Origin of the sequence: Pseudogracilibacillus sp. SO30301A (genome assembly GCF_037072025.1) — a bacterium.
Lineage (GTDB): Bacteria > Bacillota > Bacilli > Bacillales > Amphibacillaceae > Pseudogracilibacillus.
Genome location: NZ_JAXHDD010000030.1, coordinates 12467 through 31076, shown reverse-complemented (window position 1 = coordinate 31076; position 18610 = coordinate 12467). Strand labels below are relative to the sequence as shown.

Here is an 18610-nt window from a genome sequence, read left to right as displayed (position 1 = left end):
TCCATAAGTGATGTTATAAAATGCTCGGGATAGAGAGTTAATTTTTTCGGAATAATTGCTTGTATCTGTTTATTTTGAATATTTAATATTGACAAACAGTGATATTGAAACTAAAATGAACATAAGTGAACACAAATGAACATAAGTGAGGGGCGATAAGGTGGAAAGTGAAGATATTGTGTATTCAAAAGCTTATCGGTTGATTAAGCCCGAAAAATTTGAAGAAGTTATACTCGAACATACAATTAATCATAATCAAGTTGTAGTGCAACCAATTTTAGCAAGTATATGCCATGCAGACATTCGTTATTATACTGGCCAAAGAAGAAAGGAAGCCTTGCAAAAGAAACTTCCTATGGCTCTGTTTCATGAAGGAATTGGTCGAGTAGTAAAGTCGAAAGATGAGTCCTTTTTTAAAGGGCAACGTGTTGTTATTGTCCCTAATATACCTGCAAGGCGATTGAAAGCTCCCTTAATAAATGAAAAATCCTCCTCTTATAGGCGGATTGTGAAGGATAATTATTTGCCGGATAGTTTTTTTCTAGGAAGTGGTTATGATGGGATAGGACAGCAGCATTTGGTGCTTCCAACAGAAAATGTAATTCCAGTACCCGAAAATATTCCCGATGAAATAGCTGTTTTAGCTGAACTAACTTCCGTTTCATTACAAGCAGCAAATTATGTAAGCGATTACTTTAATGATGGTAGAATAGCAGTTTTTGGTGATGGACCGGTCGGATATTTGACCGCAGCAACATTACATCATGTGTTTGATATATCAAAGGAAAATTTGTTAGTCTTTGGTGCGATAGATGAACGGTTGGCACATTTTGATTTTGCAACGACACATCTTGTGCACGATTTCAATTTTAGAGAGGAGGCAAATGTGATTTCAGTGATTGAATGTACAGGAGGAAAATTTAGTAATAATGCTATTAACCAGGCAATCGATCTAATAGAACCGCAAGGAAAAATTACTTTATTAGGTGTATCTGAGGAACATGTCCTTCTTAATACAAGAGATATTTTAGAGAAAGGATTAACGGTTTACGGTAGCTCCAGAAGCACTGAGGACGAATTTAAAACACTAATGAATGAATTTCAAAACAAAGCGTTTCAGCGTACATTAAAGAAGCTTATACCAAATAAGAATGAAGTAATTCGAAATGTGCAGGATCTGGAAAAGACTATGGATAAAGCTATGAAAAGTAAGGATTGGAAAAAGACTTATCTTTCCTTCAAATGGGACTAATTAACATGAAAGAGTATCTTGATATTGTTTTAAATTAGGGGGAACTGTGTTAAGCAGTGATAGTAATTAAAGTCGTTTTGGCATATGGATAAAAATAAATATATTTTTATAATTGGGAGGAAATGGAAATGAACTTTAAAAAAATTTTCACCTTTATTTCAATTATTTGTGTAATATTTTTAGTCGCCTGTAGTAATGATGAAGCATCAAGCGGAGGTAAAGGTACTTTAACAATATACACTCCAATGCCTGAAGAGAACGCAAATGCATATTTTAAAAAGTTTGAGGAAGATACTGGAATCAAAGTTAATTATACTCGGCTTAGTACTGGAGAAATTTTATCAAAACTAAAAAGTGAGGATGGACGCAGTGATGCAAGTATATGGTTTGCTGGTCCTTCAGATAGTTTCATTGAGGCAGATAAAGAGGGACTGCTAGAAAAATATGATCCTGACTCTCTAGAGAATCTTGATGAAATTGATGAAAGCATCATGGTGGAAGATGCTAGCTGGCTACCAATATATCAAGGACCTATAGCGTTTGCATCTAATGAAAAATGGCTGGAAGAGAATAATGTTGAAGCTCCAACAAGTTGGGAAGATTTATTGAAGCCCGAGTTTAAAAACAATATTATGTTAGCTCATCCTGGAGCTTCAGGAACAGGTTATCAATTTGTATCTACTTTATTTCAAGTAATGGGGGAAGATGAAGCATTAGACTATTTAAAAAAGTTTAATAAAAATGTGAAACAATGGACGAAAGGCGGTTCAGCAAACGCACAATTTATTGGTCAAGGTGAAGTTGGTACTGGGCTTGCATTTGCCCAAGACTTGCTACCTCTTATAGAGGAAGGTTATCCTATTAAAATCACTTACCCAGAGGATGGGGTGTCGGTGGCTGTTGAAGGAGCAGCTAAAATAAAAGGCGGACCGGAAAAGGAAAAAGAAAATGCAAATGAATTTATGCGTTGGATAAATAGTGATGAAGGACAAAATGTATATGCAGACACAGGCTATTACCATCTACCAGTAATACCGAATGCTAAAATACCGGAAGGTGCACCTGATTTGAGCGAATTAAATGTAGCGGATACCGATAATCTTTGGTCTAGTGAACATCGGGACGAGGTTGTTGATAAATTTGAACGGGAAATTGAATCAGAAGATGCTGCCAGTGATGAATAAACTGACTTTTCTGAATAGGTTTCACTCAACACGCTAGGCATGGTGAAGCCCTTCTTCCTTTCAACAAGAGGGGCTTTACAACTGTTTGATTGATGAATCCTTGAATACTAATCTGTTTGACATGGGGGCATTATTACATTGTCTTATTCAAGTTTAAATAAAAATACGGTAAAAAATAAATTGAAAACAATAGTAAAGAACCCACATTTATTTGTGTTAGTTATTGTAGTGTTACTATCTCTTCTTCTATTTTCTGTTTATCCTATCTTAAATATTTTTAAAACTATTTTTGTCGGGGAGCAGGGATTGGATTTACATGCAGTTCAGAAGCTTTTTGATAAGCCTCGTATTTATCAAACTGTATGGAATAGTCTTAAACTAGGAGTTTCATCAGCTGTAATTAGCACCTTAATAGGCTTTGTATTTGCTTATTCAGTAGCAAGAACACGCATGTTCGGGCGGAAGTTTTTTAATTTTGTTGCTGTGTTTCCTGTTGTTTCTCCCCCTTTCGTTTTGGCATTAGCTATGATTCTACTTTTTGGAAGTTCCGGTTTAATCTCTAGAGAGGTATTTGGGATGCAAAGCACCGATGTATATGGTTTTAAAAGCCTATTAATTATACAGGCTATGTCCTATTCCCCTATTGCTTACCTTAATTTAAAAGGTGTGCTTGAATCAATGGATGCTTCTTTGGAGGATTCCGCTTTTAATTTAGGAGCTTCTAGATGGAAGGTATTTAGTACGATTACTTTTCCTTTAGCGATACCTGGTATTTTCAGCTCATTACTTTTAGTATTTATTAAATCGCTTGAAGACTTCGGAAACCCCATGATTATAGGTGGAGATTTTACGACTTTAGCTACGGAAGCTTATATGACAATTACGGGCAGAAATGATTTAAGAACAGGTTCCCTATTGGCTGTTTCTATGTTGCTCCCTGTATTAACTGCTTATTTAGTTCAAAGGTTTTGGGTTAATAAAAAATCATATACTACCGTAACGGGAAAAGCTTCTCAAGGCTCAACAATCATTAGAGAGAAAAAAGTGGTTGTACCGTTATTTATCGTCTGCCTTTTGATAACAGGAACTGTCTTATTGTTTTATGGAACTATCATTGGAGGTGCGTTTGTCAGATTATGGGGTATAGATTACACCCTGTCTCTGGATCATTTTAGGTATGTATTTGATACAGGCCTAGGTACAGTTAAGGATACATTGATTATTGCTCTTATTGCTACGCCGATAATGGTTTTGTTAGGTATGGTGATATCATTTTTAACGGTAAGAGTAAAATTTCCTGGAAGAAAATTAATCGAAATAGGTTCTATGTTGCTTTTTGCTGTTCCTGGTACAGTGGTTGGTATAGGCTATCTTTTGTCATTTAACAAACCCCCATTTGCAATTACAGGTACAGCAGCTATTATCATTTTGGTGCTAGTTTTTCGATATATGTCTTTAGGTATTGAAGCTGGCTCAAATGTTTTAAGACAAATAGATCCATCGCTTGAGGAAGCATCAAAATCTCTTAATGCTAGTGGATTTACAACATTTTGGAGAATAACATTTCCACTAATTAGATCTGCATTGTTTTCCAGTGCAATATATGCATTTACCAGGGCAATGACTTCTATAAGTGCAGTCATATTTTTGGTTTCTGCAAGTTGGAATTTGATGACGGTAGCCATCTTATCAGCTGTTGATTTTGGTAAGCTAGGTGTTGCTGCAGCCTATTGTGTTATCTTGTTTGTCATTATAGGGTTGGCATTCTCTGGGCTAAATTTATTGTTAAAACAAAATGAAAGGTCGATGTAAATGAGTTCAAAACATTCGGCGACTAATACTGTGAAGCTGAAGATTGAAGACGTGGTAAAGGTTTTTCCATCTCGCAATAAAAAAAATGATTTTTATGCAGTTGATCATATTACTTTACATTTTAAACATGGGGAATTAACAACACTATTAGGTCCTTCTGGTTGTGGCAAAACAACTACATTGCGTATGCTAGCCGGCTTCGAATTTCCGACAAGCGGGAAGATAATTGTTGATGGAGAAGATATAACAAATCAATTGCCAAATAAACGTGATATAGGTATGGTGTTCCAAAATTATGCCTTATTTCCTCACTTAAGCGTTTTTGATAACGTATCGTATGGATTGAAAATAAAAAAAGTAAACAAGGCTGAGCTGAAAGAAAGAACCGAGAACGTATTATCTCTCATGAATCTAGAAGGGCTGAAGGACCGTAGCCCTTCACAACTATCAGGAGGGCAGCAGCAACGTGTAGCAATTGCTCGAGCGATTATTACAGAACCTAAAATACTATTATTTGACGAACCGCTTTCTAATTTAGATACGAAACTGCGCCAATATATGAGGAATGAAATTCGAAATTTACAGCGTAGGCTTGGTATTACAAGCATATATGTTACCCATGACCAAGAAGAGGCAATGGCTATTTCCGATCAGGTAGTAATTATGAACGAAGGAAAAATTCAACAAATCGGCTCACCACAAGAAATATATCTAAATCCCGTTAATAGCTTTGTAGCAGATTTTATCGGAGATTCGGATATATTAAAAGTATCCGTAAATAAGGCTGACGAGAAATTTATACAATTAGTTATTGAGGAAACAGTGTTTCAAGTAAAAAATGAAATTGATTATCTTTTTCAAAAAGATGATGTGGTTAACTGTGTTATGAAACCTGAGTTTTGGTCTATTTCTGATCAAGGGAATTTTTTAGTAGAAATTATTCAAGCTACCTTCTTAGGGTCTCACGTGGAATATATTGCCCAGTTAGGAAATCAATCATTTAAATTTTTTGATTATCACTATTATGAAAACGGACTAAAGGAAATAGGGTCGAAAATACGGTTAAAATTAAGAAATGATTTAGTAAAAGTATTAGCCTATCGTACTGAAGACCAGAAAATTAATAAAGTCAATTAGAAATAAAGAAGAAAGAGGGATATAAATGCTTCCACTTGAAAGACAAAAAGGTTTGTTAGAGTTTTTGAAACAAAATCATGCATCGACTGTGTCCGACCTTGCTGCACATTTTCAGGTTCATGAGGCAACAATTCGTCGGGATTTAACAACGTTAGAGAAAAAAGGATTAATGAAACGAACTCATGGCGGAGTTATGCTGGAAGAAGTTCATTCTGAACCTTCTTTTCAAGTTAGGGAATCTGTCCAATACGAGGAAAAGGAAAGAATTGGTAACCGTGCAGCTGAACTAATAGAAGATGGTGATAACATTATATTAGATTCGGGAACAACGACCTTACACATTGCTAAATCAATTAAAAATAAAAAGAATTTAACTGTTGTTACAAACGATATTAACATTGCGGCAACATTACGCTTTTCCAAGTCCATAAAAGTGATTGTAACCGGGGGTGTGCTTTTTCATGAAAGTTATATGCTAAATGGAATGATTACTGATGAAACATTAAGTACAGTTAATATCCAAAAGGCATTCCTCGGAACACCTGCTTTTCATCATGAAAAAGGTCTGACACACTTCGACGAATACCTTGTATCCGCAAAGCGAGGAATGATTAGAGCTGCTAAACGAATAATTGTGACAGCGGATCATACAAAAATTGGTCGAGTTTCTATTCATTCTGTTGCAGATATAAATAAAATTGATGACTTAGTAATTGGAAAAGAATTAGAAGAAGCGGATATAAAAAGATTGCAAAACACAGATATACAACTCCATCTTGCATAATTAGCCTTTAATCACCGAAGAAACATTAATAATCATATATCTTTAAATTTTAATTTTTATTGGAGGTGATGCTCATTATAGATTAATCATGAAAATAGAAGATGGCGGCATTTGTGAAAAGATATTAGTTATTTTCGGTGCTAATTATCGAAAGTCACACGAAAATTCAGGCTAACAAGAGATTGCAAAAATATAAAGAATGAGAAACTGGAGGAGTATCTTGATGAAATTTAAATCTTTACTACTTTCTATATTAGGTGTCTTTGTATTCTCTTTTGGGTTTGGCAATCTAGCTAAAGCGGAACCAGTTGAAATAAGTGATGAATGGCTCCATAGTGATGAAACGGAGTTAAGTGCGCATCGCGGTGCTCATGTAGCCGCTCCAGAAAATACGGTCGAGGCAATAAAGTGGGCAGGATTGCTTGGGTATGGTTTTGTTGAAATTGATATACAGGAAACAAAAGATGGTCAGTATGTACTAATGCATGATTTGACAATTGATCGAACAACAACAGGTTCTGGAAAGGTAAAAGATTTAACATTAGAAGAAATTAAAAGCCATAATGTAGTAAACGCTGATGGTAGGGAGACAAATTATAAGGTGCCAACACTTGAAGAAGCTTTAGAGGAAGCTGACAAATATAATATTGGAATCAACTTTGATGGTTCAAAAGGGGAATGGGATAATAAGGAGTTTGTAGATGGTATTATGGAGATTGCTAGACAAAATAATGTATTAGACCATTCTTTTTTTGTATTAAGCGATCAGGCTACTCGTGACCAATTTAACTCGTGGTATCCGGAAGCAACGGTAACTTTTCTTGGTAATGCATTAAAAAATTTGGATGAAGATATCCAAGAATTAAAAAAATACGATAGTGCAATTTATACCACATCTATTAATAACATCGATAAATCAGCTGCTGAAAAAATAGATGAGGAAGAATTAAAAATCCATGTGTATCAAGTTAATTCAGCGGAAACATATGCGAAATCTATGGAGATAGAACCTCGATTAATTGAAACGGATGTGATTGTCCCTGGTGGAATTGATAGTCTAGTGAATCTTATAGAGCAATTACGGAAGGAAGAAGGGATAAAAAAGGATCAAGCCGCTCATGTTCTTAAGATGCATCTAAATGCGGTAAGACACTTTGAAGATACCGGGAAGAATGATAAAGCTATTAAACATATGGAAAAATTTAAGGATATGATTGACCTTCAGGAACAGAAAAGCTGGATTACAGAAACAACCTCTAACACCCTGAAAGTAAATGCTGATAAACAAATTAATAAAATTAATAAATGGAAGTAAAAATAAAACGTAATGCCCTCTATGGCAAATTTTTGATAAGTCATAGTGGGCATTTATTTGTGTTAATTAAGCCAACTAGTTTTATGAGGTATTATATTGTTTTTATTATGATAAACGTCTAATTCGTTCATCTAAATCTGGATGTGTTGAAAATAGTGCAACAAACTTTTTCTGTCCATTAATTTTCATCGTCGCAACTGCGGTATCTTCTTCCCCTACTGTTGCCCGATTTGCATAAGCTTTTAAGCTTTCTAAAGCATGTCTCATCTTATCACGACCTGCTAGATCTGCTCCACCTCTGTCGGCATGGAATTCACGATGACGTGAGTATGCATACACGACGATGCTACCTAGGACCGAGAATAAAATTTGAAAGACTAAGATGGCAATAAAATGAACGATTGGTGCAATTTCGCTCCGCACAAATTGAGAAGCAATATAGGCAACAACACGTGATAAAAATACGACAAATGTATTTACTACCCCTTGAAGTAGTGTCATTGTTACCATATCACCATTTGCGATATGAGCTACCTCGTGTGCAATGACTCCTTCTACTGCATCATCATCCATTTCATTTAGTAATCCCGCTGATACGGCAACTAACGAACGTTTCTTGGAAGGTCCTGTAGCAAATGCATTTACTTCAGGTGAATGATAAATCCCTACTTCCGGCATATGTGTTAATCCAGCAGCTCTTGATAAACGATATACTTTTTCAACTACCCTTGCTTCATAGTCATTTTCTGGGCGATCTGGGTTAATCACTTTTACACCCATCATCTTTTTCGCCGTCCAACGTGAAATCAGAAGCGATATAAAGGAACCGGTAAAACCAATGACTGCACTAAAAACGAGTAGAGCTCCGTAGTCAATTCCATTGGCTCTAATATAGTGACCAATTGGAAGTATCGTAAAAATAATACTAATTGTTAGTAAAACTAACACGTTTGTTAATAAGAAATAAAAAATTCTCTTCCCCATTCTCTTCCTCCTTTTTTCTATACTTATAAGTTTATAATAATTCTCATAAAAGTATATACTTTTTACAAGATTTTAGTATAAAAATATTAAATTCCTTCGATATGAGGGTTGTTATTCAGATTGAATAAATTGTCAATAATAAATTTTTGACGTTCTTCTTTCGGAATAAACTGACGGATATTATGTTCATCAAAACCAATTTGTAATTTTTTTTCATCAAAAATGATTGGATGACGCAATAATCTTGGAAATTCTTGAATTAATGAATAAAGCTTTTTTAAGGGAATCGTTTCTAAATTAATATTTAACTGTTTATACGCTTTTGATCGCGTTGAAATAATATCTTTTGTTCCTTCTTCTGTCAACCGCAGAATATGTTGGAACTCTTCTATTGATAAAGGGTTTCTCATAATATCTTTATAGACATAAGGTATATTGTGCGTATTAAACCACATTCTTGATTTTCGAGTAGATGCACAAGATGAACCATATATTTTAACAGTCATATTTGTTTCTCCCTTCTATAGTCTTTTTCACTCTTTAGCAAATCCTTTTTTTAATAACCTTATTTGAGTTTTATAATTATGAATGACTTCCTCATTTGTCATTTCTTTACCGAATTTTTGAATAAGATTATCTGTCATAATCAAGGAAACAATTTGAACGACTTGAAGTAATTCTTCTTCATTGTCAATATTTAAACTTTTTCTATTGATCAACCTTTTGATTAAATCATACTTTTTATCTAATGTATTATAATTCATTAAATTCATAAAAGCTTTTTCAGTTCGATAATCCATATTTAAAAATACATTACGGTAAAATTGATAGGTGCCCTCCTCTTCCATCTCTGTCAATAATGATTGGAGCAAGTCTCGAATGGAAGCAAATATATCCCCGCAATGTTTTCGTAAGTTGGTAATTAGTTCTTCTCTTTTTTCCTTTAAATGCTCATTTAATAGATAAAAGTAAAGATCTTGTTTATTCTCAAAATATTGATAAAAACTTCCTCTAGGTATATCTGCTTCTTTTACAATATTAGCTATTGAAGCTTCAGCCAGTGAAACTCTTGTAAATTCTTTTTTCGCTGCTTGAAGCAATGTTTGTTGTTTCTCTTCTTGTAAATTAAAAAAAGTTGGCCGCGGCATTCGTCTTCCTCCTATTCAGCCGAAATGACACATTGTCACTTCAAGTACAAAATAAGTATAAGTGACATCGTGTCATTTGTCAACCAAAAGCGACATAGTGTCACAATTTTGTTATTTTCTTGGAAAACTCGGCTTATCGCCAAGCCTTTATGGCGAAAGCCGAAGTTGCACTTATGAAGTAAGAAAATTTTATACGTTCTTACCTTGCAAGTAAATATTATTCACCTGGTAATTTATCAAAGAGCACTAGCAGAAATGTAGCAATTGGTCCTAGCAACAATGATATTAAAAACCAATTAAGTCCACTTCTATTTTTTCCTTGAGCAATGCCTGCATTGATTAATGCTAGCGTTCCCCAACCTACAAAATATCCCTCATTCAATATCCGTTCTCCTCCCATATCCATACCTACATTTATTTTATCAAACAAGCCATTTGTTAACAATTGGACTTTCATCCAATAGAACCCGTTTTCTATTCACAGAACATTGGATAATTTTCTATATAATTAAGTACGTTTATCCTTTATAATCAAGGTATGAAGCGTTTTTATCCGAGGAGGGAGTATATGTTAACAAAACAAGTTATTGAGCAATTAACAAATATAGTTAGTAAAAATAATATTAAACTAGACAAAGCTTCTCTACTTGCCTATTCCTATGACTCTACAGCACAGTACCAGGCATTGCCTGATGCGGTCATTTCTCCACGTAATACAAGAGAGGTAGCTGAAATAATAAAAATTTGTAATGAAAATAAAGTCCCAATTGTTCCTCGTGGTTCAGGGACTAATTTATGTGCAGGTACAACACCTCTTGAAGGTGGGATCGTTTTACTATTTAATCAGATGAATCAGATCCTTGATATTGATGAAAAAAACTTAACGATGACCGTTCAACCAGGTGTCTATACGAAAACAATTTTTGAAGCTGCCGACAATATCGGATTGTTTTATCCTCCTGATCCAGGCTCGATGCATATTTCTCAAATTGGCGGTAATATTAGTGAGAATTCAGGAGGACTACGCGGTCTTAAATATGGCGTAACGAATGATTATGTATTAGGACTTGAAATTGTCCTCCCAAACGGAGAAATTATCCGAACTGGAGGAAAACTGGCGAAAGATGTAGCTGGATATAATTTAACGGAATTATTTATCGGCTCGGAAGGAACCCTTGGCATTATTACTGAAGCTATTTTAAAACTTATTCCTAAACCGGAAGCAAAGAAAACGATGCTTGCACTCTTTCATGACTTAGAAGCTGCTGCTCGAACAGTTTCTTCTATTATTGAAAATCGGATTATTCCAGTTACATTAGAATTTTTGGATCAGCCTACCTTAAAAGTAGTTGAAGACTTTGCTAAAATTGGACTACCAACTGAGGCAAAAGCGATTTTATTAATTGAACAAGATGGTACTCCCGAAGTTGTCGCAAGAGATATCGAAAAGATTTCAACACTTTGCCGAGAAAATGGTGCCTTTAATGTTTCCATTGCAAAAACTGAGGTTGAAGCAGAAAGTTTAATGACTGCAAGACGAGCCGCTCTGTCTGCATTATCACGTCTCATGCCAACGACAATTTTAGAGGATGCGACAGTTCCAAGATCAGAAATTGCAAATATGGTAAAAGCAATTGAGGAAATCGCTACTAAGTATGATGTAACCATTTGTACTTTCGGCCATGCTGGAGATGGTAACTTACACCCTACTTGCTTAACTGATGCCCGCAACAAAGAAGAGATTGCTAGAGTCGAAAAAGCGTTTGAAGAAATATTTCAACGAGCAGTCGAATTAGGAGGTACAATTACAGGAGAACACGGTGTTGGTGCCATGAAACTACCATATTTACACTTAAAAATTGGAGAATCGGGTATCGATGTGATGAGAAACATTAAAAAAGCTATCGATCCTAACTATATTATGAATCCCGGTAAAATGTTTACAAAGGAAGCGGAGGTGAAGCCAAATTGAAACAACAAGAAAAAGACCGAATTCAACAGGCATTTAAAGAAAGAATGGATTATGATGAATTAATGAACTGTACAAGATGTGGGTTTTGTCTTCCAAGTTGTCCGACATATATCGAAACAGGACAGGATGAAGTCCATTCTCCCCGTGGTCGAATTGCCATTATGAAAGGTGTCGTTGATGGTATCATTGAACCATCTGAGGAAGTAAAACGCTCCATTGATATGTGTCTCGGTTGCAGGGCTTGTGAACCAGTTTGTCCTTCTGGTGTTCAGTTTGGTCACCTTTTAGAACAAGCAAGAGATGCGATCTATCAAACTAATAAACAATCTGTCACGACTAAACTTACTAGAAGGATTGCTTTTAATCATCTTTTTCCTAAGCAAAAACAAATGATTCGTTTAACTAGTTTTGTCGGTCTTTATCAAAGATCAGGTCTAAAGCGGGCTGCTCAAAAAACAGGTATATTAAAAATCTTGCCAGAAAATATGCGGGCAATGGAGAATGTTTTACCAGAAGTACCTAAAAAGAAAGAAATGAAAGAAAGACCTACTCATTTACCAGCACTAAAGAAGCAGAAAAAGCGGGTAGCGTTTTTTTCCGGTTGTTTAATGGATACGGTATTTATGAGCACAAATGATGCAACGACTAAATTGTTACAATACGCAGGCTGTGACATTGTTATCCCAAAGTCACAAGGTTGCTGCGGGGCGTTACATGGTCATAGCGGTGAAATTAATGCAGCCAAAGAAATGGCAAAGAAAAACATTACAGCTTTTGAGGAGGAACAAGTCGATTATATCATTACAAATGCAGGCGGATGTGGAGCATTTCTAAATGATTGTGAATATTTATTTAAAAATGAACCTGAATGGCAAGAACGGGCTGTAAAATTTTCAAAGAAAATCAAAGATATATCCAGCATTTTAATTGAACTTGAGTTTGATAAATTGGATCTTCAGTTAGAGGAGCAAGTTGTTACCTATCAAGACTCCTGTCATTTGAAAAATGGACAGAAAACGTTTATGGAACCAAGGCAACTATTAAAATCGATAGAAGGTGTTAATTATATTGAAATGAAAGATGCTGGGCGTTGCTGCGGCTCTGCAGGTATTTATAATATTGTAGAGTCAGAGATGTCCATGCAAATACTAGACTATAAAATGGAACAAGCTAAAAAGACAAATGCAAAAACGATTGTTACGGCAAACCCTGGATGCTTACTACAAATGAAGTTAGGCATTGAGCGTGAAGGTTTAACCGGGAAAGTAGATGCCGTACATATTGTAGATCTATTGCTTAAAGCGTATGAGCAAAAGAAGTTTTAAATAAAATACTTGTTTCACTAAATATGTGGGAGGACTCCGCGAAGCTCTTCTCCCCCAACTTTCTGCCGAAAACGTAGGTGCGGGAGAACACTGCGAAGCTCTTCTCCCTACTTTCTACCGACATCGAAGGCGAGGGAAAATACCATGAACTCTTCTTCCAATTTTTATCAATATCTAAGTGCGAGGAAGAGTTTTTCTTTTTCCATGTTAAAATTCAGATGTTCATCGCCGATAAGCTAACAGTCGGTTCCAACACAGTAAATGTATTATTAACTGTATTCAAGTTGGCTCTCGCTCCGATTGGTATTGCTGCTTTATAGTAACCATGTCCAGTAGTAACATTAGTCATTAATGGTTTGCCTAAAGGAGCAATCACTCCATTGATAAGATCAGCATAAGATGTATTATATGCATTCGGACAATTCGTGCACTCCCCCATTACAATACCAACACAATCATCAAATTTTCCTGCTAATTTTAACATGTTTAAGTATCTGTAAATCGTATTCGTCGGTTCATGGGTATCCTCTAGAAATAGTATTTTTCCTTCTGTATCAATTTCATATGGGGTTCCAAGCGAACTGATCAGTGATGTTAAATTTCCACCCACAATTGTTCCAGTTACATTGCCAGGAATAACACTCGTTTGTGGTATACCTTGGGGATTTTCTATTACTCTAGAAGGCAATACTACTGAGGTTGCTGAAAAGAACTGATTATAATTATATGCCGGTGTACTAGGTCGAAAATCAAGTAATAGTAGACTGTGAAAAGTGATTAAGTTCGACATTTGTGTAAGCGTATTTAACAGAGTCGTAATATCACTATATCCTGAGATAATTTTCGGGTTATTTCTAATTACATCATAGTCTAAAAAAGGGAGGATTCCGTCTACTCCAACTCCTCCTCTTGTTGGCAGAATCATTTTCACGGTATTATTTTCAAACATATTCATTAAATCTACTGCTCGTTCTTCCGGTGACCCAGCTAAAAAGCCTGTCGCAGCATAAACATTTTTTCCTAAAACTACGTTAAACCCAAAGTTCTCTAATGTTTGAATACCTCGATTGATTACCATTGGACCAAGTGGACTTCCTAATGTCACGATTCCAATTGTATCCCCTTGTTCTAAAATGGACGGTCTCACTGCCATTTTTGCCACCTACCACTTCTGGTTTTTATGCTACATTAGCCTATTCAAGTTGATTTAATTGCGTGACACTTGCTGATAATAGCTTACGAGACCACGATTCACTTATAATTTACTTTTACTAACCATAGATATCTAAATAGTAGATATCTCTTTAGTAACAGTGCTAACAATTATTGTCTATGCTATAATATAAGTTAGACTATATGCAAAATTCATTTAATTTTATAATTATTTATTTCTATTTGAGGAGGGAACTTTTTGAAACAAGTATATACTTCATTTGATGAAGTTGTTCGTGATGTACATGATGGGGCAACAATAATGGTTGGAGGCTTCGGACTTTGCGGAATTCCTGAAAATGCAATTCATGCATTAGTTAAAACTGGTGTAAAAGATTTAACCGTTATTTCTAATAATTGTGGGGTAGATGATTTTGGGCTCGGCTTACTATTAAAAAATCAACAAATTAAAAAAATGATCGGCTCCTATGTTGGTGAAAACAAAGAATTTGAACGCCAAGTTATAGAAGGAATCATTGAAGTCGAATTAACTCCTCAAGGAACGCTCGCTGAAAAAATTCGTGCTGGAGGTGCCGGAATTCCTGCTTTTTATACACCGGCTGGGGTTGGTACACCGATTGCTGAAGGTAAAGAAACTCGAACATTTAACGGAAAAGAGTATGTTCTTGAAGAAGCTTTAACTGCTGATTTTAGTTTTGTAAGAGCGTTAAAAGGCGACAAAATGGGGAACTTAATTTATAACAAAACAGCGAGAAACTTTAATCCAATTATTGCGGCGGCAGGAAAAGTAACAATCGCTGAAGTGGAGGAGCTTGTAGAAGTCGGTGAACTTGACCCTAACTACATTCATACCCCAAGCATTTACGTGCAACGAATTATCCAAGGTAATCAGGAAAAACGGATTGAAAGACGAACAGTTGCCACGGCAAATAATTAAGTGAGGAGTGAAAACATGGGTAAAGCGAAAGTTCGTGAAAAAATCGCCCGTCGAGCGGAGAAAGAAATTAAGGACGGATACTATGTGAATTTAGGGATCGGTATGCCGACTCTAGTTGCCAATTATATTTCGGATAATAAACATGTCGTGCTTCAGTCGGAAAACGGCCTCCTTGGAATTGGTCCTTATCCAACTGAAGAAGAAATTGATGCAGACTTAATAAACGCTGGTAAGGAAACGGTAACCATGATCGATGGAGCTGCATTATTTGATAATGCTGAAAGTTTTGCAATGATACGTGGAGGTCATATTAACCTTGCTATATTAGGTGGAATGGAAGTTTCCGAAGCTGGTGATTTAGCAAACTGGATGATTCCCGGCAAAATGATTAAAGGTATGGGTGGTGCAATGGACCTCGTTCACGGTGCCCAGCAAATCATTGTCATTATGGAGCATGTTACCCGTGACGGTGAACCGAAAATTTTAAAAGAATGTACGCTGCCACTCACAGGTAAAGGTGTCGTAAATAAAATTATTACAGATCGGGCGGTCATAGAAGTTACAGATAACGGTCTCGTCTTACTTGAAGTTGCTGATGGTTTTACAGTAGAGGATGTCGTAAATTCTACAGAAGCTGAATTAACAATTAGTGAGAGATTACTTGAGAAGGCATATTAATTTTTAATTGTCCCATTCGTTAAAAAAACGAGTGGGATTTTTTTATGTTTGCATGTGCGTCACTCGACGTTTAAACAAGCCACTAAGCATGTTTTTCAGTGACTCTGCATGTTGGAAGAGACACTTTGCATCTTTTCCAACGGCTCTGCACGCCGGAGGAGCAACTTCGCATCTTTTCCAGCGACTCTGCATGCTGGAAGAGACACATCGCATCTTTTCCAGCGACTTTGCATGCTGGAAGAGACACATCGCATCTTTTCCAGCGACTCTGCATGCTGGAAGAGACACATCGCATCTTTTCTCGCCACAAGCAAGTCACGCCAGCCACTAAGCATGTTTTCTAGCTGCCCCATTATTGTGTGAATTAAAACACAAAGTCTTTATTAATATGTGTAATATTTTACTCGGGGGAAATTTTCGCTAATTTACTAGCCAAAAAAGAGAAGGCATTCTATCATAAAATGTATGCTTACTAGGGCAAATACATTTAGAAAGAGACCTTCTCATGGAACGTATTATAACAAGAATTTATGAAATATTAAAGGAAACAAAAATTAGTCCGATATGACAATAAAAAGGATTTCTGCTATAATGACTTTAGGGTAAATAATTCCATATGCACACTACTAGGGGTGCCCAAATATGCGGGCTGAGAAGAAATACAGATTATTTCTAACTCTTGTGAACCTGATCTAGTTTATACTAGCGGAGGGAAGTAGTAAATCGTTAATGTTAAAATTTAGTTAACTACAAACCAGGTTCCGTGTTGAATCTGGTTTTTTACTGTTTTATAAGCTAACACCCCTTTCGAATTGGTTTAAGAGGAGAAGGTCACATGAATCAAACAAGATTACTAACAACGATGGCTTTATTAGTAGCTATTGGAACATTGGGATCTCAATTGATTTGGTTTCCCGCTGGTGTTGCGAGGGCTTATCCCGTCCAACATGCGGTGAACGTTTTGGCTGCTGTAATGCTAGGACCAGGGCCAGCTGTTGCAATTGCTTTTGTGATTGGACTACTTAGAAATATGCTTGGACTCGGCTCATTACTTGCATTTCCCGGTGGAATGTTTGGGGCATTTTTAGCCGGTTACCTATACAAAAAGTTTGGGAAAAAATACTTCGCCGCACTAGGTGAAGTTATCGGGACAGGAATCATTGGTGCGTTATTCTCCGTCCCATTTGCCAAAATTTTAATGGGAACATCTTTTGGTGCCTTATTTTTCATCCCCCCTTTCTTAGTGAGCAGTATTACAGGTGCAGGAATTGCTTTATTTATCGTTTCTCGCGTTAAATATGAAAATTTTATTCAATTGAAAAATGAGCATAAATTATAAAAGGAGTTGCTTAACATGAAAGAAGTAGCTTGTTCTTTAACAATTGCAGGCACTGATCCATCAGGGGGTGCAGGAATTCAAGCTGATTTAAAAACTTTTCAAGAATTACAAAGTTACGGCATGTCTATCATTACATCAGTAGTTGCACAAAATACAACCGGGGTTCAAAATATTCATCATCTTCCTTTACAGATGATTGAAGATCAGTTAGAATCTGTTTTTTCTGATATGCCAGTACATGCATTTAAAACAGGAATGATCGCAAATATTGACATGATGGAAATTATTCAAGCAAAAGTGAAAGACAAAGTTATCCCTTTTGTTATTGACCCTGTTATGGTTGCAACGAGTGGGGATGCGTTAATTAATGAGGATGCGAGAGTTTACTTACGAGATCAACTAGTGCCACTTTGTAAAGTAATTACACCTAATATACCTGAAGCAGAATTTTTAACTGGGGAAAAAATCACTTCAACTGAAGCGATGCAAGATGCTGCCAAAAAAATTGTTGATAAATATGGCGCGGGAGCTGCACTTGTAAAAGGCGGACACCTTGTCGGGGATGCGATTGACTTTTTATATGATGGAAAAGAAATGTACACATTTACAGAAAAACGCATTGATACAGTAAATACTCATGGTACAGGATGCACGTACTCCGCTGCAATCACTGCTTATTTAAGTCATGGTCTTTCATTGATTGAAGCTGTTGAAAAAAGTAAACACTATGTGACGGAAGCAATTAAACAATCGTTTGATTTAGGTAAAGGAAACGGACCAACAAATCATTTTGCAGTGAGAAAGGAAGCCATTAAACTATGAATGGAATCGAACAAGTAAGAAAAGCACAGCCGTTAATTCACCATTTAACGAACCAAGTTGTCATGAACTTTACTGCAAACGGACTGCTAGCTTTTGGCGGCTCTCCAATCATGGCAAAAGAACCGGCAGAAGCACGTGATATGGCGAGCATTGCCAACGGTGTACTCATAAACATTGGGACGATTGTAGAAAAAGAACTTGAAGCAATGATAATCGCTGGACAAACTGCAAATGAAAGAGGGATACCAGTCGTCCTTGACCCTGTTGGTGTTGCCGCTTCTAATTTCAGAAAACAAGCAATTCAAACATTGTTAGAAAACATTTCTTTTACTGCTGTTAAGGGAAATGCCGGTGAGATGGCGCATTTAGTTGAAGTCGCTTGGGAAACAAAAGGTGTAGAGTCCATTGATGATGATATGTCAAAATTAGAAGAGATAGCTCAACTAGTTGCGGAAAAATATAATACTTTAGCTGTAGTGACTGGTGAAATTGATATTATTTGTTATAACAAAAAAGTTAAAGCAAACAGAACCGGACATAAGTTTTTAACTAGAATTACAGGCGCAGGATGCCTACTTGGCTCCATTCTTACCGCTTGTTTAACAACAGAAATTGAAAAGATAGATGCAGCTTATGAAGCAGTTCATTTTTACGGTGCAGCTGCTGAAAAAGCTGCTGAAAGAAACGAGGTTAACGGAACAGGTACCTTCCTCCCTGCCTTTATCGATGAACTTGGAAAATAAGGAGC

General features: G+C 36.2%; 18 protein-coding genes and 1 riboswitch. Of the genes, 13 read left to right on the top strand and 5 right to left on the bottom strand.

Annotation, left to right across the window (positions count from 1 at the left end; translation table 11 throughout):
• The first annotated feature begins 160 nt into the window (after positions 1–160).
• The 6 genes from SPD89_RS14350 to SPD89_RS14325 all read left to right on the top strand — a co-directional run bounded on the left by SPD89_RS14350 (position 161) and on the right by SPD89_RS14325 (position 7484).
• Entirely contained in the window at positions 161–1252 is a 1092-nt protein-coding gene (locus SPD89_RS14350; RefSeq protein ID WP_336262636.1) for an alcohol dehydrogenase catalytic domain-containing protein, read from the top strand.
• 128 nt (positions 1253–1380) lie between these two features.
• Positions 1381–2436 carry an ABC transporter substrate-binding protein gene (locus SPD89_RS14345; protein WP_336262635.1) on the top strand — a complete coding sequence of 352 codons (1056 nt, stop codon included), beginning with the start codon at positions 1381–1383 and terminating at the stop codon, positions 2434–2436.
• A gap of 306 nt (positions 2437–2742) precedes the next feature.
• On the top strand, positions 2743–4248 hold the full coding sequence (locus tag SPD89_RS14340; RefSeq protein ID WP_336262634.1) for an ABC transporter permease: 1506 nt from the start codon (positions 2743–2745) through the stop codon (positions 4246–4248).
• Positions 4249–5385, top strand: a complete 1137-nt coding sequence (locus SPD89_RS14335; RefSeq protein ID WP_336262633.1) for an ABC transporter ATP-binding protein — start codon at positions 4249–4251, stop codon at positions 5383–5385.
• Positions 5386–5410: 25 nt separating this feature from the next.
• Positions 5411–6169 carry a DeoR/GlpR family DNA-binding transcription regulator gene (locus tag SPD89_RS14330; RefSeq protein ID WP_336262632.1) on the top strand — a complete coding sequence of 253 codons (759 nt, stop codon included), beginning with the start codon at positions 5411–5413 and terminating at the stop codon, positions 6167–6169.
• A 223-nt stretch (positions 6170–6392) separates the two neighbouring features.
• Positions 6393–7484, top strand: coding sequence for a glycerophosphodiester phosphodiesterase (locus tag SPD89_RS14325; RefSeq protein ID WP_336262631.1), 1092 nt, complete (start codon positions 6393–6395; stop codon positions 7482–7484).
• 105 nt (positions 7485–7589) lie between these two features.
• On the opposite strand, the gene htpX is transcribed toward SPD89_RS14325, so the two are convergent.
• The 4 genes from htpX to SPD89_RS14305 all read right to left on the bottom strand — a co-directional run bounded on the left by htpX (position 7590) and on the right by SPD89_RS14305 (position 10073).
• Positions 7590–8468, bottom strand: coding sequence for a protease HtpX (gene htpX / locus SPD89_RS14320; protein WP_336262630.1), 879 nt, complete (start codon positions 8466–8468; stop codon positions 7590–7592).
• A gap of 86 nt (positions 8469–8554) precedes the next feature.
• Positions 8555–8974 carry a Spx/MgsR family RNA polymerase-binding regulatory protein gene (locus SPD89_RS14315; protein ID WP_336262629.1) on the bottom strand — a complete coding sequence of 140 codons (420 nt, stop codon included), beginning with the start codon at positions 8972–8974 and terminating at the stop codon, positions 8555–8557.
• Between the two features lie 27 nt (positions 8975–9001).
• Positions 9002–9616, bottom strand: a complete 615-nt coding sequence (locus SPD89_RS14310) for a TetR/AcrR family transcriptional regulator (protein ID WP_336262628.1) — start codon at positions 9614–9616, stop codon at positions 9002–9004.
• 217 nt (positions 9617–9833) lie between these two features.
• Entirely contained in the window at positions 9834–10073 is a 240-nt protein-coding gene (locus tag SPD89_RS14305) for a hypothetical protein (RefSeq protein ID WP_336262658.1), read from the bottom strand.
• A gap of 111 nt (positions 10074–10184) precedes the next feature.
• On the opposite strand from SPD89_RS14305, the gene glcD reads away from it, so the two are divergent.
• A complete protein-coding gene (glcD, locus tag SPD89_RS14300) occupies positions 10185–11588 on the top strand; it encodes a glycolate oxidase subunit GlcD (protein ID WP_336262627.1) in 1404 nt (467 codons plus the stop codon).
• A gap of 44 nt (positions 11589–11632) precedes the next feature.
• Complete coding sequence (locus SPD89_RS14295) at positions 11633–12913, top strand: (Fe-S)-binding protein (RefSeq protein ID WP_336262657.1); 1281 nt, start codon at positions 11633–11635, stop codon at positions 12911–12913.
• Positions 12914–13127: 214 nt separating this feature from the next.
• Here SPD89_RS14295 and SPD89_RS14290 read toward each other — a convergent pair whose 3' ends face one another.
• Entirely contained in the window at positions 13128–14066 is a 939-nt protein-coding gene (locus tag SPD89_RS14290; RefSeq protein WP_336262626.1) for a S66 peptidase family protein, read from the bottom strand.
• A gap of 258 nt (positions 14067–14324) precedes the next feature.
• Between SPD89_RS14290 and SPD89_RS14285 the strand changes: the two genes are divergently transcribed.
• From SPD89_RS14285 to thiM, 5 genes are all read left to right on the top strand, one after another.
• On the top strand, positions 14325–15023 hold the full coding sequence (locus SPD89_RS14285) for a CoA transferase subunit A (RefSeq protein WP_336262625.1): 699 nt from the start codon (positions 14325–14327) through the stop codon (positions 15021–15023).
• Between the two features lie 15 nt (positions 15024–15038).
• Positions 15039–15701: a CoA transferase subunit B gene (locus SPD89_RS14280; protein WP_336262624.1), complete on the top strand. Its 663-nt coding sequence runs from the start codon at positions 15039–15041 to the stop codon at positions 15699–15701.
• A gap of 618 nt (positions 15702–16319) precedes the next feature.
• Positions 16320–16432: riboswitch (TPP riboswitch) on the top strand.
• A 104-nt stretch (positions 16433–16536) separates the two neighbouring features.
• Positions 16537–17040: an energy coupling factor transporter S component ThiW gene (thiW, locus tag SPD89_RS14275; protein WP_336262623.1), complete on the top strand. Its 504-nt coding sequence runs from the start codon at positions 16537–16539 to the stop codon at positions 17038–17040.
• Positions 17041–17055: 15 nt separating this feature from the next.
• Positions 17056–17862, top strand: a complete 807-nt coding sequence (gene thiD, locus SPD89_RS14270; protein ID WP_336262622.1) for a bifunctional hydroxymethylpyrimidine kinase/phosphomethylpyrimidine kinase — start codon at positions 17056–17058, stop codon at positions 17860–17862.
• Positions 17859–18605 carry a hydroxyethylthiazole kinase gene (gene thiM / locus SPD89_RS14265; RefSeq protein ID WP_336262621.1) on the top strand — a complete coding sequence of 249 codons (747 nt, stop codon included), beginning with the start codon at positions 17859–17861 and terminating at the stop codon, positions 18603–18605. The genes thiD and thiM overlap by 4 nt, the downstream gene beginning before the upstream one ends.
• The last annotated feature ends 5 nt before the right edge of the window (positions 18606–18610 follow it).